12 protein-coding genes are annotated in these 13,273 nt (G+C 74.0%); 9 read left to right on the forward strand and 3 right to left on the reverse strand.

Translation table 11 applies throughout. From position 1 onward, the window contains the following. Position 1: 1 nt before the first annotated feature. The 3 genes from GA0070609_RS10710 to GA0070609_RS10720 all read left to right on the forward strand — a co-directional run bounded on the left by GA0070609_RS10710 (position 2) and on the right by GA0070609_RS10720 (position 3,079). Entirely contained in the window at positions 2–1,174 is a 1,173-nt protein-coding gene (locus GA0070609_RS10710; protein ID WP_088993674.1) for a zinc-dependent alcohol dehydrogenase, read from the forward strand. A gap of 43 nt (positions 1,175–1,217) precedes the next feature. After that, the gene (locus tag GA0070609_RS10715; RefSeq protein ID WP_088993675.1) at positions 1,218–1,790 is read left to right on the forward strand and encodes a GNAT family N-acetyltransferase; all 573 of its coding nucleotides are present in this window, start codon (positions 1,218–1,220) and stop codon (positions 1,788–1,790) included. A 356-nt stretch (positions 1,791–2,146) separates the two neighbouring features. Beyond that, the gene (locus tag GA0070609_RS10720; RefSeq protein WP_088993676.1) at positions 2,147–3,079 is read left to right on the forward strand and encodes an ion transporter; all 933 of its coding nucleotides are present in this window, start codon (positions 2,147–2,149) and stop codon (positions 3,077–3,079) included. 30 nt (positions 3,080–3,109) lie between these two features. Here the strand turns inward: GA0070609_RS10720 and GA0070609_RS10725 are convergent, their stop codons facing one another. After that, positions 3,110–4,588: a glutamate--cysteine ligase family protein gene (locus GA0070609_RS10725; protein ID WP_088997642.1), complete on the reverse strand. Its 1,479-nt coding sequence runs from the start codon at positions 4,586–4,588 to the stop codon at positions 3,110–3,112. A 164-nt stretch (positions 4,589–4,752) separates the two neighbouring features. On the opposite strand from GA0070609_RS10725, the gene GA0070609_RS10730 reads away from it, so the two are divergent. After that, entirely contained in the window at positions 4,753–5,109 is a 357-nt protein-coding gene (locus GA0070609_RS10730) for a DUF3817 domain-containing protein (protein ID WP_231928618.1), read from the forward strand. 51 nt (positions 5,110–5,160) lie between these two features. On the opposite strand, the gene GA0070609_RS10735 is transcribed toward GA0070609_RS10730, so the two are convergent. After that, complete coding sequence (locus tag GA0070609_RS10735) at positions 5,161–5,709, reverse strand: hypothetical protein (protein ID WP_088993677.1); 549 nt, start codon at positions 5,707–5,709, stop codon at positions 5,161–5,163. A gap of 145 nt (positions 5,710–5,854) precedes the next feature. On the opposite strand from GA0070609_RS10735, the gene GA0070609_RS10740 reads away from it, so the two are divergent. From GA0070609_RS10740 to GA0070609_RS10750, 3 genes are read left to right on the forward strand one after another with little or no spacing between them, the layout of a single operon-like run. Continuing rightward, positions 5,855–6,979, forward strand: a complete 1,125-nt coding sequence (locus GA0070609_RS10740) for a baeRF2 domain-containing protein (RefSeq protein WP_088993678.1) — start codon at positions 5,855–5,857, stop codon at positions 6,977–6,979. Next, entirely contained in the window at positions 6,972–8,735 is a 1,764-nt protein-coding gene (locus GA0070609_RS10745; RefSeq protein WP_088993679.1) for a thiamine pyrophosphate-binding protein, read from the forward strand. The genes GA0070609_RS10740 and GA0070609_RS10745 overlap by 8 nt, the downstream gene beginning before the upstream one ends. A 36-nt stretch (positions 8,736–8,771) precedes the next feature. After that, positions 8,772–9,881 carry an iron-containing redox enzyme family protein gene (locus GA0070609_RS10750; RefSeq protein WP_408630644.1) on the forward strand — a complete coding sequence of 370 codons (1,110 nt, stop codon included), beginning with the start codon at positions 8,772–8,774 and terminating at the stop codon, positions 9,879–9,881. 96 nt (positions 9,882–9,977) lie between these two features. Here the strand turns inward: GA0070609_RS10750 and GA0070609_RS10755 are convergent, their stop codons facing one another. Next, positions 9,978–10,205 (reverse strand): CDGSH iron-sulfur domain-containing protein, encoded by a 228-nt coding sequence (locus GA0070609_RS10755; protein WP_088993680.1) that lies wholly within the window; start codon positions 10,203–10,205, stop codon positions 9,978–9,980. Positions 10,206–10,486: 281 nt separating this feature from the next. On the opposite strand from GA0070609_RS10755, the gene GA0070609_RS10760 reads away from it, so the two are divergent. Beyond that, positions 10,487–11,890, forward strand: coding sequence for a hypothetical protein (locus GA0070609_RS10760; RefSeq protein ID WP_088997645.1), 1,404 nt, complete (start codon positions 10,487–10,489; stop codon positions 11,888–11,890). A 218-nt stretch (positions 11,891–12,108) separates the two neighbouring features. Continuing rightward, entirely contained in the window at positions 12,109–13,248 is a 1,140-nt protein-coding gene (locus GA0070609_RS10765) for a SigB/SigF/SigG family RNA polymerase sigma factor (RefSeq protein ID WP_088993681.1), read from the forward strand. Positions 13,249–13,273: the final 25 nt, after the last annotated feature.

Here is a 13,273-nt window from a genome sequence, read left to right on the forward strand (position 1 = left end):
GATGAAGGCCACCGCGTGGATGGGCAAGGACAGCGTCAAGGTCGTCGACGTGCCCGACCCGAAGATCATGAACGCCCGGGACGCGATCGTCCGGATCACCACCACCGCGATCTGCGGCTCCGACCTGCACCTCTACCACGGCTACATCCCGGCGATGCGCAAGGGCGACATCCTCGGCCACGAGTTCATGGGCGAGGTGGTCGAGGTCGGCCCGCAGGTGCGCAACCTGCGGCCCGGCGACCGGGTGGTGGTGCCGTTCCCGATCGCCTGTGGGCACTGCACCTCCTGCCAGCGCGGCCTCTACTCGGTCTGCGAGAACTCCAACCCCAACGCCGGGATCGCCGAGAAGATCATGGGCCACTCGCCGGCCGGCATCTTCGGCTACTCCCACCTGCTCGGCGGCTACGCCGGCGGCCAGGCCGAGTACGCCCGGGTGCCGTTCGCCGACGTCGGCCCGATCAAGGTGCCCGACGAGGTGCCCGACGAGCAGGCGGTGATGCTCGCCGACGTGTTCCCGACCGGCTACATGGGCGCCGAGATGTGCGACATCAAGCCGGGCGACGTGGTCGCCGTCTGGGGCGCCGGCCCGGTCGGGCTGCTCGCCGCGGCCAGCGCCCGGCTGCTCGGCGCCGAGCGGGTGATCGTCATCGACCGGTACCCGTACCGGCTGGGGCTGGCCCGCGAGCACGCCGGCGCCGAGACGATCAACTACGAGGACACCGACGTGCTCGACGCGCTGAACGAGTTGACCGCCGGCCGGGGCCCGGACGCCTGCATCGACGCGGTCGGCCTGGAGGGCCACCACGGCAACGCCGCCATCTACGCGTACGACCGGGCCAAGCAGGCGGTACGGCTGGAGACCGAGCGGCCGTTCGCGCTGCGCGAGGCGATCCTGTCCTGCCGCAGCGGCGGCGTGGTCTCGGTGATCGGCGCGTACGGCGGCTTCGTGGACAAGTTCCCGATCGGCGCGTTCATGAACCGGTCGCTGATCATGCGGACCGGGCAGTGCCACGTGCAGCGCTACACCCGGCCGCTGCTGGAGCGCATCCAGCGCGGCGAGATCGACCCGAGCTTCATCATCAGCCACCGGATGCCGCTGGCCGACGCCCCGAAGGGTTACAAGATCTTCCAGAAGAAGCAGGACGACTGCACCAAGGTGCTGCTCACGGTCTGACCCGGGCGGGCCCGGCGGCCGGCCGACCACTAGCCTGTCGCGAATGGACGCAACGCTCGCGGGGATCGAGCACGAGACCGATGGCCTCACCGTCCGGCTGCGCCCGGTGGCCGAGCCGGATCTGGCGATGTTCCGCCGGTTCGTCAGCGAACCGGGCCTGATCGGGTTGGACTGGAGCGGCTACCGGGACGCCGGCGCGCCGGCCCGGCGCTTCGCCGTCGACGGCTACCTCGGTGCCGACGACGGGCGGCTGGTCGTCGAGGTCGACCCGGAGCGCGCCGTCGGCATCGTCAGCTACCAGGCCGGGCGGTACGCCGGGCCGGCCGGTTACTGGGAGATCGGCATCGCCCTGCTGCCGGAGTGGCGCGGGCGGGGCATCGGCTGGCGGGCCCAGGCGCTGCTCTGCGACTACCTGTTCGCGCACACCCCGGCGCAGCGGATCCAGGCCGGCACCCACCCGGAGAACGCCGCCGAGCAGCGGTCGCTGGAGAAGGCCGGCTTCCAGCTGGAGGGCGTGGTGCGCGCCAGCGAGTTCCGCGCCGGCCGGTGGCGCGACGCCTACCTCTACAGCAGACTGCGCGACGACCCGTCCCCGTGGCCGGCGGAGGCGGGCTGACCGGGCTTGGCGCCCTCCGGGCGGAGGCGGGCTGACCGGGCTTGGCGCCCTCCGGGCGGAGGCGGGCTGACCGGTGCCGGCGCCTCCCGCCGTGATGTGCCGCTCGGCTCCCTGATACCTCAGAGTCATCTTGATGACTCTGAGGTATCACGCTTGCCGGTGAGGGCGGCCTCCGGTCGTAGGGGGCCGGGTCGGACTGACCGCAGCCGCCCTGGTCGGGTGCCGACGATCGGCCGGGGCGTGATCACTCGCTAGGCTGTCGCCATGCTCGTCGTGCCGAAGGCCCTCGCTGAACAGTCGCGATCGGCCGGTCGGCGCGGCCGGCGCCCGGGTGCGGTGCCGGGGCTCGCCGCCCGGTGAGCCGTCCCCGCGTGCCCGACCAGCGGCGGGCCACCGGCGTGGCCGGCTCGGGCTGGTCCACGGTGGCCGACCGGTGCGCCCGCGTCGTCCGGTCCCGGCCGTTCGAGATCGCCATCATCGTGCTCATCATGGCCAACGGGGTGGTGCTCGGCCTCGAGACGTACCGGGACCTCGGCCGGGCCGGGCCGGTGCTGCACGGGCTGGAGCTGGCGTTCCGGGTCGCCTTCGTCGCCGAGATCGTCATCCGGGTGCTGGCCTACGGCAGACGGCCGCAGGACTTCTTCCGGCACGGTTGGAACGTCTTCGACTTCCTGGTCACCCTCGCGATCTTCATCCCCGGTCTGCACGGCGACCCGGCGCTGCTGCGCGTGGTCCGGGTGGCCCGGATGCTTCGGCTGATCCGGTTCTCGCCCGGGCTCCGCACGATCGTGGCGGCGTTGCTGCGCAGCCTGCCCGGCGTCGCCGGCTTCCTCGCGCTGGCCATGGTGACCCTGTACGTCTACGGCATGGCCGGCTGGCTGATGTTCGCCGACACCTACCCGGAGCAGTACGGCGACATCGGGCGGTCGCTGCTGACCCTGTTCGTGCTGCTGTCGCTGGAGACGCTGCCGGACCTGATCGAGCAGGGCATGGCGGTGTCGCCGTGGACGCTGCTCTACTACGTCAGCTACGTGCTCATCACGGTGAACCTGCTGCTCAACATCCTGATCGCGGTCATCGTCAACTCGATGGAGGAGGCCCGCCGGCTGGAGATGACCGAGCGGCTGGCGCCCGGCTACGACGAGGACGGCGACGGCGTGCCCGACGAGGTGGACCGGATCGCGCTCACCCAGCGGCTGGACGACCTGCGGGCCGTCATCGCCGAACTGGAGCGGGAACTGCGCATCGACCGCGAGGACGGGCACGCCCGGCCGCCGCACCGGCACTGAGCCCGGCCACCGCACCGGCACTGACCCCGGTCAGGGCAGCGGCCACTCGTGCACGGGGCGGTTGCTGTGCATCAGGTCGACGTAGTGCCGGACCACCTCGCGCAGCGCCTCCGGCCGGTCCAGGTGGTCGGCGGACTCCAGCCGGTGCAGCGTGGCCACCTGCCAACTCGCCCCGTTCCGACCGGTCAGGCAGCGCTGCTCGATGATGCCGAGCAGCCGGTCCCGCTCGTCCGGGTCCAGTCCCCACCGGTCCAGCCCGTGGTAGGCCAGCGGCAGCAGCCGGCGCAGCACCAGTTCGGTCACCGGTAGGTAGCCCAGGCCGGGCCAGTACACCTGCGCGTCGATGCCGTGCCGGGCGCAGTTGGTGAAGTTCTCCTCGGCGGCGCTGAACGACATCTGCGACCACAGCGGTCGGTCGGCCTCGGCCAGCGCCCGGACCAGCCCGAAGTAGAAGGCGCCGTTGGCGACGGTGTCGAGCACGGTCGGCCCGGCGGGCAGCACCCGGTTCTCCACCCGCAGGTGCGGGCGGCCGCGCAGCACGTCGTAGACCGGCCGGTTCCACCGGTAGATGGTGCCGTTGTGCAGCCGCAGCTCGGACAACTTCGGCACCCCGCCGGCGGCGAGCGTCTCGGCCGGGTCCTCCGGCTCGCAGACCGGCAGCAGCGCCGGGAAGTAGCGCACGTTCTCCTCGAACAGGTCGAAGACCGTGGTGATCCAGCGTTCGCCGAACCACACCCGGGGTCGTACGCCCTGGGCCTTGATCTCCTCCGGGCGGGTGTCGGTCGCCTGCTGGAACAGCGGGATCCGGGTCTCCCGCCACAGCTCCCGGCCGAAGAACAGCGGCGCGTTCGCGCCGAGCGCCACCTGGACGCCGGCCACGGCCTGGGCGGCGTTCCAGTAGTCGGCGAACTGGGCCGGGCTGACCTGGAGGTGGAACTGGGTGCTGGTGCAGGCCGCCTCCGGCGTGATGGTGTCGGCGGTGACCGCCAGCCGCTCCACCCCGTTGATCGAGATCCGCAGGTCCTCGCCGCGGGCCGCGAAGATCTGTTCGTTGAGCAGCCGGTAGCGCGGGTTGGCCGAGAGCGTCTCCGCGGTCAGGTGCTCGGGGCGCAGGGTGGGCAGGATGCCGATCATCACCATGTGCGCGCCGACCGCGCGGGCCTTCTCCTCCGCCGCGTTCAGGCTGGCCCGCACGTGCCGCTCGAACTCGGCGGTGCCGGTGCCGCCCAGCCGGCGGGGCTCGACGTTGATCTCGACGTTGAACTGGCCGAGTTCGGTCTGGAAGCTCGGGTCCGCCACCGCGGCCAGCACGTCGGCGTTGCGCATCGCCGGCATCGAGTCGTCGTCGACCAGGTTCAGCTCTATCTCCAGGCCGGTCATCGGCCGGTCCACGTCGAAGCGGGACTCGCGCAGCATCTCCGCGAAGACGTCCAGACAGCGGCGGACCTTCTCCCGGTAGCGGGCCCGATCCTCCCGGCTGAAGTTGCGTACGCCGACGTCCTCGCCCATGGTCACCACCCTGTCACCGCTGGTTCCACCAAACTCGCACGGAGGTGACGAGCCGGGGAAGACCCCGCCTGGTCCTTTCCCGTACCGGACGGGTGTTAATCCGGCACGGACCGCACCGGGACGGCTGGTCGGGCCGAGTGGGACGCCGGGTAGGATGGCTCGCCGTGACCGCTGACCTCACCCTGCGTACCCGGCTGACCCGGCTGTTCGTGGTGGCCGCGATCGCCGAGGCGTGCTCCTGGGCGGGCCTGCTGGCCGGCATGGCCGTCAAGTACGGCCCGCCCGGCAACGAGCTCGGCGTGCAGATCTTCGGGCCGATCCACGGCGGGCTGTTCGTCGCGTACCTCGCCCTGGTCGCCGTCGTCTCCCGGCTGCACCGGTGGAGCTGGCCGGCCACCCTCGCGGCGCTGGCCTGCGCGGTGCCGCCGTTCGCCACGATCGCCTTCGAGCGCTGGGCGCACCGCCGGGGAATGCTGCGCACGGCCGCCGAGCCGGACCGCACCCCGACCCCGGTCGGCTGACCCGGCCGGGCTCCGGCCGGCAGCGCCCGCCCCGACCCCGGCGGCCGACCCTCAGGTCAGCGCCGACCAGGTGAGCACCGCGGCGACCAGCAGCGCGCCGAGCGCCGCCTGGAGCAGCAGCGGCGGGCCGAGGTGCGACCAGAGGGTCGCCGTACGCGGGGTGAGCAACTGCCCGGTGGTGAGGTTGACGATCTGCTCCACCTTCGGCGGCAGGTCGGGGTCGCGCTGCCGGCGCAGGGTCAGCTGGACGTGGTCCGCCGGGTGCAGGGCGCTCTGCGGCAGGTGCCCGTGCAGTTCCACCTCGCAGAGCTGGCCCACCGTGTCGCGGATCCGCAGCGGGGTCACCAGGTACTCCGGGCCCTTGCGCAGCTCCTTGAACGCCCGCCGGCTGCCGCCGGAGCCGATCGAGAGCAGCGCCCGAACCAGCGCCACCAGCAGCCCGGCCACCCCGGCCGCGGCGAGCACGGCGACCAGCACCGGCTGGCCCACCTTCAGCTCCCGGGCGTAGCCGTCCATCAGCCGGACGACCCGGCCGGTGACGATCCGGCCCGTCGGGTGGACGATCCGCCGGATATGCAGGTCGCTGTCCATGCCCACCACCCAGAGTCCGGTTGCGCTTACTGATGGTATCGGTACGCCTGGGTTGAACGACGTGAATGAACCCTGGTCACGCCCCCGCTCACGGGCCAGGTGACTATCGCAGTCGCGCGGGTAAGCGCAGGGCCGAGCTGGAAAGGGGTCGAGCATGCAGCTGTCCTTCCTGCGCCCGCTCTACGACCGACCCGGGCCGTGGTGCTCGGTCTACCTGGACGCCTCGGCCAACACCGAGGACGCCCATCCGGCGCTCGACCTGCGCTGGCGCGCGCTGCGCGACGAACTCCAGCGGCAGCGCGCCGACGTGGCGAGCATCGACGCCGTGGAACGGGTGGTCCGGGGGCACGATCCGATGGCCGGGGACTATGGCCTGGCCGTGTTCGCCACCCGGGGCCGGGTGGTGCTCTCCGAGTACCTGTCCGCCCCGCCGCTGCGGGACCTTGCCGCGTTCTCCGAACTGCCGCACGTGATGCCGCTGCTCGCCCAGCGCGGCGAACAGGTCGCCTGGGTGCGGGTGCTGGCCGACCGGACCGGCGCGGACGCGATGGCGATCAGCGCCGGCGGCGTGCCGCGCCGCTCCCACGTCCAGGGGCGGGAGAGCTACCAACTGCGCCGGGTGAATCCGGGCGGCTGGTCGCAGTCCCGCTACCAGCGGGCGGCGATGGAGGCCTGGCACCACAACGCCGGCGACGTCACCGCGGCCACCGTCGAGCTGGCCGAGAAGGTCGGCGCCGAGGTGGTGGTGGTGGCCGGCGACGTCCGGGCCACCGGGATGATCGCCGCCCAGATGCCGGAGCGCTGGCAGGACGCGGTGGTGCGTACCGACGCCGGCTCCCGGGCCGGTGGATCCGACCAGACCCTGCTGGACGACATCACCGTGCAGACCATCGCCGAGGTGGCCGACCAGCGGATCACCGCCGCGCTGGACCGGTTCGGCATGCAGGAGGACGTGGGCGCCGGGCTCGACGCCGTGGTCTCCGCCCTGCAACGCAACCAGGTGGAGAACATGCTGATCGTGGACGACCCGTCGGCCAACGGCCAGCTGTGGATCGGCCCGGAGCCCACCGAGATCGCCACCGACCCGCGCGAGTTGAGCGCCATGTCGGTGACCGACCCGGCGAAGGTCCGCGCCGACGCGGCGCTGGTGCGCGCACTCGTCGGCACCGACGCCGAGCTCACCGTGCTGGGCCCGGACGAGGCGCCGGAACTGGTCGACGGCGTGGGTGCGGTGCTGCGCTACGTGGACGCGAGCACCCCCGGGCGGGGCAATGGCTGAGCGCACCGTCGCCGACCTGGTGGTCGAACGGTTGCGGGCGTGGCGGGTACCGCGCGCCTTCGGCTATCCCGGTGCGGCCATCGCGCCGGTGGTGGAGGCCTTGGACGCCGCCGGCGGGGACCCGGCGTTCGTCCCGGCCCGGCACGAGGAGACCGCCTCGTTCATGGCCACCGGGCACGCCAAGTTCACCGGCGGCATCGGCGTCTGCCTGGCCACCCAGGGCCCGAGCGCTGTGCAACTGCTCAACGGGCTCTACGACGCGAAGCTGGACAGCAAGCCGGTGGTGGCGATCGTCGGGGAGGACATCTCCGGCCCGCTCGGCGGCGCGCACCAGGAGATCGGGCTGAGCCGGCTCTTCGGCGACGTGTGCAACCAGTTCGTCCGGCACGCCCGTACGCCGCAGCAGGTGCCGTCCCTGCTGGACCAGGCGTTCCGCACCGCCGCGGCCACCCGCAGCCCGGTCTGCGTGGTGCTGCCCCGGCAGCTGCAGGAGATCAGCGTGCCCGACCTGCAACCGCAGGCGGCCGGGGTGGTCACCGCCACCCCGGGCGAGCCACTGGCCCGGGTGCTGCCGCACGAGGTGGACCTGGACGCCGCCGCCCAACTGCTCGGCACCGGGCAGCGCCCCGCCATCCTGGTCGGGCAGGGGGCGCGCGGGGCGGCGGACGAGATCGTCGCGCTCGCCGACCGGCTCGGCGCCGGGGTGGCCACCTCCCTGCTCGGCAAGCCGGTGCTCGACGAGCGGCTGCCCTTCCACACCGGCGTGCTCGGCGAGGTCGGCACGCCGGCCAGCGCCGAGCTGATGGGCGGCTGCGACACCCTGCTGCTGGTCGGCACCAACGACCCGTGGACCGACTACTTCCCGATGGCCGGTCAGGTCCGCACCGTGCAGATCGACCTCGACGGCCGCCGGATCGGCACCCGCTACCCGGTGGACGTGCCGCTGGTCGGCGACGCCGCGGAGACCCTGCGCGCCCTGCTCGCCCGGCTCCGCAACGACCCCAACCAGGGCTGGCGGGCGACCGTGGAACGCTCGGTCGAGCGCTGGCGCGGCGAGGCGGCGGACCGGGCGGGGGCACCGGCCGAGCCGATCAACCCGCAGCTGGTGCTGCACGAACTCTCCACCCGGGTGCCGCGATCCGGGGCGATCGCTGTCGACGTCGGCTCGGTCATCTACTGGTATGCCCGCCACCTGGAACTGCCCCCGGGGGTCAACGCCCAGCTGTGCGGCACCCTCGGCTCGATGGGCTGCGCCCTGCCGTACGCGGTGGCGGCCAAGCTCGCCGCCCCCGACCAGCCGGTGATCGCGCTGCTCGGTGACGGGGCGATGCAGCTCAACGGCCTGGCCGAGCTGATCACCGTCGCGCACCACTGGTCGCGCTGGCCCGACCCCCGGCTGGTGGTGCTGGTGCTCAACAACCGCGACCAGTCCGGGATGGGCGGCGGCCGGCAACCCACCTCCGATCCGTCCCAGCGCCGGCCCGACGTGCCGTACGCCGGCTGGGCCCGGCTGCTCGGCCTGCACGGGGTGCGGGTCGACCGGCCGGAGCTGGTCGGCGCGGCCTGGGACGAGGCGCTCGCCGCGGACCGGCCCTGCGTGCTGGAGGCGGTGGTCGACCCGGCCGTGCCGTTGGCCCCGCCGGAGCCGGCCTTCGCCGACCTGCGCGGCATCTTCGCCTCCGGCGAGGCGGCCCGCCGGGTCCGCGACCGGATGCTGGCGGCCGGGGTGGCCGTCGAGGCGGAGGATCTCGTTTAGCGGCAGGCGGCCCGGGCAACTGGTGATCGTCAGTCGATGCTGGAGGTCACCTTGTCGGAGCTCGTTGACCGGCGGTACGGTCCCGCGCCCCTGCCGCGCTCGCGCGGGCCCGTCTCGGCGGCGGTGCTCGACGCCCTGCGGCGGCCGCCGCACGACCTGCCGGACAACCTCGCCGCGCGGCTCGACCCGGCCGACCCGCTGACCGACGAGGACCTCCAGCTCACCCTCTTCCTCTGCTACGAGACGCACTACCGGGGCTGGCGCGGCGTCGCCGACGACTGGGAGTGGCAGCCGTCGTTGCTGGCGCTGCGGTCGTCCGCCGAAAGGGTCTTCGAAGCGGCGGTGCGCCGGCTGGTCGGCCCGCTGCCGGCGGTGCGGCCCGCCGGGGTGCCGGCGGCGCTGGCCGACGTGGTCGCCGCCGACGACGGGCCGTCGCTCGCCGCGCACCTGCAGCGGCGGGCCACCCTGGCGCAGTTCCGCGAGTTCGTCACCCACCGCTCGATCTACCACCTGCGGGAGGCGGACCCGCACAGCTGGGCGTTGCCCCGCCTCGGCGGCCCGGCCAAGGCCGCGCTCGTGGAGATCCAGATGGATGAGTACGGCAACGGGCGGCTGGACCGGATGCACGCCGAGCTGTTCCGTACCACCATGGCCCGGCTCGGCCTGGACACCGGGTACGCCGCCCACCTGGACGTGGTGCCGGCGGTCACCCTGGCCACCAACAACCTGATGTCGCTGTTCGGCCTGCACCGCCGGCTGCGCGGGGCGCTGCTCGGGCACCTGGCGGCCTACGAGATGACCTCGTCGCTGCCGAACCGCCGCTACGGCAACGGCCTGCGCCGGCTGGGTCTGGACGAGGTGGCCACCCGGTTCTACGACGAGCACGTCGAGGCGGACGCGGTGCACGAGCAGATCGCCGCGCACGACCTGTGCGGGGGGCTGGTCCGGGTCGAGCCGGAACTCGCGCCGGACGTGGTCTTCGGCGCGGCCGCCGCCCTGGCGGTGGACCGGCTCTTCGCCGCGCACCTGCTGGACAGCTGGTCCGCCGCCCGCACCTCCCTGCGCACCCCCGCCAACCCCACCCGCACCCTCACTGCCCCCACCGCCCCCACAACCACCCCACCCCCACTCCCCGCCGTGGCCTGACCACCCCGGGCACCACTCCGCCGATCATGAAGTTGTTGTCCTGACACGCCGTGCCGGGTGACAACAACTTCATGATCGACGGTGAAATCCGGGGCCTCAGGATTCGCGGTCGGTGCCGGCGCGGAAGCCGATGGCCTTGTGGGTGCCGTCGCAGAAGGGTTTCAGCGCCGATTTGCCGCAGCGGCACAGGGCGACCGTGCCGCGGCGGGCGTCGATGGTCCGGCCGTCCGGGGTGACCAGGGCGAAGTCGCCCCGCACCAGCAGCGGGCCGTCCTGGTACGGGGTGATCGTGGCGGCCGGGGGAGTGTCCTGGTCCTCGCGCATGGGGCGTCAAGTGCCCGTCCCCGTCGGCGCGAAACCCGGCGCGCAAACCCGCCGGGTAACCCGCGGGACGCGGCGCCCACCCGGGACGTCAGCGCCACCCGGGACGGCCGGCCCAGCCGGGACGCGCGGGCCGGGACGGAGCCAACCGTCCGGGACGGCGATGGGCCGGAAGATCACCGGATTGCTCCCGCCCGGTGGAGGATGCCCCGTTTGAACCGCATCGGGACGGGAAGCCGGGCCGCGTGGTGAGCGATCGAGGCAAGGTGGGGCCGGTGCACAAGGTGCACGAGGGGCTCACGGCCGAGGGCGCCGGACTGACCGGCGACCGGGTCGTGACGCCCGGCAGCGCCGCGCGGATCCTGGTCGGCGCCACCGCCCGGGCCCTGCGCGGGGTGGACTGTGCCGATCTGGGGCACGTCGGCCCGCTGTCCCGGTTCACCGGCGCCCCCGAGCCGGTCCGCCGCGCGGCGGCGAACCGGGCCGCCGGCCGCGTCGCCCTGACCCGCGGGCAGACGGCCGAGGTCGAAGCGGCCCGGGTGGCCGCCTGGTTCGTCGGCCAGTACCCGCGGCGGCGCTACCCGGGGGTGCTGATCGGCTCGCCGCACGGCGCGGCGGCGCACCTGGCGGTCGCGCTGGGCGTGCCCTGGTTGCCCGCCGGCTTCGAGATGACCGTGCACTGGGCGCAGGGCGCGGTGGATCGGCCCAAGGCCGCCCTGGACCACGGCGCCGCGCTCGCCGCCCGGCTGCTCGCCGGCAACACCGACCTGCACGTACGCCAGGTGCACTGCCCGGCCAGCCGGGGTGCGCTGGCCGGCGCGACGGTGGCGCTGGCGGCCCGCTGGCAGGCGCTGCCGGAGGCCTACCGGCGGTTCCTGGCCGACCGGCTGGCACCGGGCGCGCCGGTGCTGCTGCTGCGCGACGCGCGCACCTGGCCGGTGCTCGACTCGGCACCCGGACACAGCTTCCAGGTCGGCTGCCCGGCCAGTGGCCTGGACCCGGTGGACTTCCACCCGGACAGCCACGCGTTGCGCCAGGTGCTCCGCTCGGCGGGCGGGGACGGCGCGCACTGGGAGCCGCCGGAGGTCACCTCGCCGACCGGTTACGCCGAACACGTCGTGGAGTCCGGTTTCGAGCTCAGCGCCCGGGAGTGGACCGGCCGGCACGGGCATCCGCTGCACCGGGTGCTGTTCCCCCGGCCGGAGGCACTCAGCGCGGCCACCGCCGACCTGTACCGGGGCTGGCTGCGGGCGGCCGGCAAGACCGGTGACCGGCTGGTGGTCGAGTGCGGGCGGCTGCTCGACCCGTGGCAGGTGGTCCGGGCCGGGCTGGTGCCGTACTGGTGCGAGAACGCCACCCGGCGCAGCGTCGAGGGGGCGGAGTGGTGGCTGGCCGGCAGCGAGCCGTTCAGCTCGGTGGACGTGCTGCCCGAGCCGCCCGGCGTCCGGTCGCCGGCGCTGGCCGGGCTGCCGCAGTGGCTGGCGGTCGCCGGGTTCGGCCGCCGCCGGCGCGCGGTGGACCGCCCGACCGCCCGCGGCTATCCGGTTTCCGCGGTACCGACCCGGCGGGCCACCGAGGTGCTGCGCGCCCAGCCGTACGACCTGCCGGTGCCGCCGCCGATGGCCGTGCCGGCGGCGCTCGCCGCGCTCCGCGCCGGTGGCACCCCGCACGGCCTGCTGGTCTGTTGAGGCCGGCCCGGCGAAACATCCTCGCGAACCGGGGATCCCGTGATTGAGTACCTACGGAGCGGGAACACCGCTGGCTGCGACGGCCTGATCACGCCGCGTAGTGCGGCGCCCGCTGGCACCCCAGTCACGTAACCCACTTCCGGCCCGGTGCGTGGTCCGACCACGCGCACGACCGGTTTCCCAAATCCGGGCGGGGGACCTTCCTGAGGGAGGCGCGGATGTTCGGACAGACCGGCACGACCACACCACCACCCACCGACCGGGGTCTGGAGGACCTCGACGCGGCGGCGATGGCGTACGCGGCGCGGATCGCGGGACTGCCGCCGGAGCGACGGCAGGAGGCCCGCGACGACCTGGTCCGGTTCGCCCTGCCGTTCGCCGGCCGGTTGGCCCGCCGGTACCGGGGGCGGGGGGAGCCGCTGGAGGACCTGGAGCAGGTCGCCCGGCTGGGACTGGTCAACGCGGTCGACCGGTACGACCCGGAACGGGGCTCGTTCACCGCGTACGCGGCGATCACCATCGTCGGCGAGATCAAGCGGCACTTCCGGGACCGCACCTGGGGGGTGCACGTACCGCGCCGGCTGCGCGACCTGATCCTCGAGGTCGGGCAGGCCACCGCGGCGCTGACCAGCGAGCTGTCCCGGGCGCCGACCGTGGCGGAGCTGGCCGCCCGGCTGGAGACCCCGGAGGAGGAGATCCTGGCCGCGCTGGAGTCGGCCGCCGGCTACAGCCCGGCCTCGCTGAACGCGCCGGTCGGCGGGGAGAGCTCCGCCGAGTTCGGCGACCTGGTGGGGGAGTCGGACAACGCGCTGGAATCCGTCGACGACCGGGTGACGGTGAGCGGACTGCTGCACCGCCTGCCCTGGCGGGAACGGCGGATCCTGGCCATGCGCTTCTACGGCAACCAGACACAGGCCGAGATCGCGGCCCGGTTCGGCATCTCGCAGATGCACGTGTCCCGGCTGCTGTCCCGGGCGCTGACCTGGCTGCGCCAGGCGATGCTCGCCGACGCGCCGCCGCCCTGGCAGAACGGCGCCGCCGAGCCGGACCCGGGCCGCACCCGCATCTCGGTGAAGCAGAACGGCGACCGGGTGGTGGTCGAGGTCGGCGGCGAGATCGACCGGGACGGCGCCGACCAGCTGCGCCGGGCCATGCTGGAGGCGGTCACCGGCCAGCCCGCCGAGGTGGTGGTGGACCTGGTGGGCGCCGGCGGGTTCGACGCCGGCGGGATCGCCGCGCTGATGGCCGGCCGGGAGGCCGCCGCCCGCACCGGGGTGCCACTGCGGCTGACCCGGGTGCAGCCGGCGGTGCGCCGCTCGCTCACCGCGGCCGGCCTGTCCCCGGGCCGGGACGGCTGACGGCGAACGCGGCCGGCCGGATGAC

This window comes from Micromonospora echinaurantiaca (assembly GCF_900090235.1).
Taxonomy (GTDB): Bacteria; Actinomycetota; Actinomycetes; order Mycobacteriales; family Micromonosporaceae; genus Micromonospora; species Micromonospora echinaurantiaca.

Excerpts from the sequence above, each read along its gene's own strand:
- GA0070609_RS10715 (WP_088993675.1), top strand. The coding sequence starts at position 1,218 with ATGGACGCAACGCTCGCGGGGATCGAGCACGAGACCGATGGCCTCACC.
- GA0070609_RS10750 (WP_408630644.1), top strand. The coding sequence starts at position 8,772 with ATGCTGGAGGTCACCTTGTCGGAGCTCGTTGACCGGCGGTACGGTCCC.
- GA0070609_RS10710 (WP_088993674.1), top strand. The coding sequence starts at position 2 with ATGAAGGCCACCGCGTGGATGGGCAAGGACAGCGTCAAGGTCGTCGAC.
- GA0070609_RS10740 (WP_088993678.1), top strand. The coding sequence starts at position 5,855 with ATGCAGCTGTCCTTCCTGCGCCCGCTCTACGACCGACCCGGGCCGTGG.
- GA0070609_RS10725 (WP_088997642.1), bottom strand. The coding sequence starts at position 4,588 with ATGGGCGAGGACGTCGGCGTACGCAACTTCAGCCGGGAGGATCGGGCC.
- GA0070609_RS10755 (WP_088993680.1), bottom strand. The coding sequence starts at position 10,205 with ATGCGCGAGGACCAGGACACTCCCCCGGCCGCCACGATCACCCCGTAC.
- GA0070609_RS10745 (WP_088993679.1), top strand. The coding sequence starts at position 6,972 with ATGGCTGAGCGCACCGTCGCCGACCTGGTGGTCGAACGGTTGCGGGCG.
- GA0070609_RS10765 (WP_088993681.1), top strand. The coding sequence starts at position 12,109 with ATGTTCGGACAGACCGGCACGACCACACCACCACCCACCGACCGGGGT.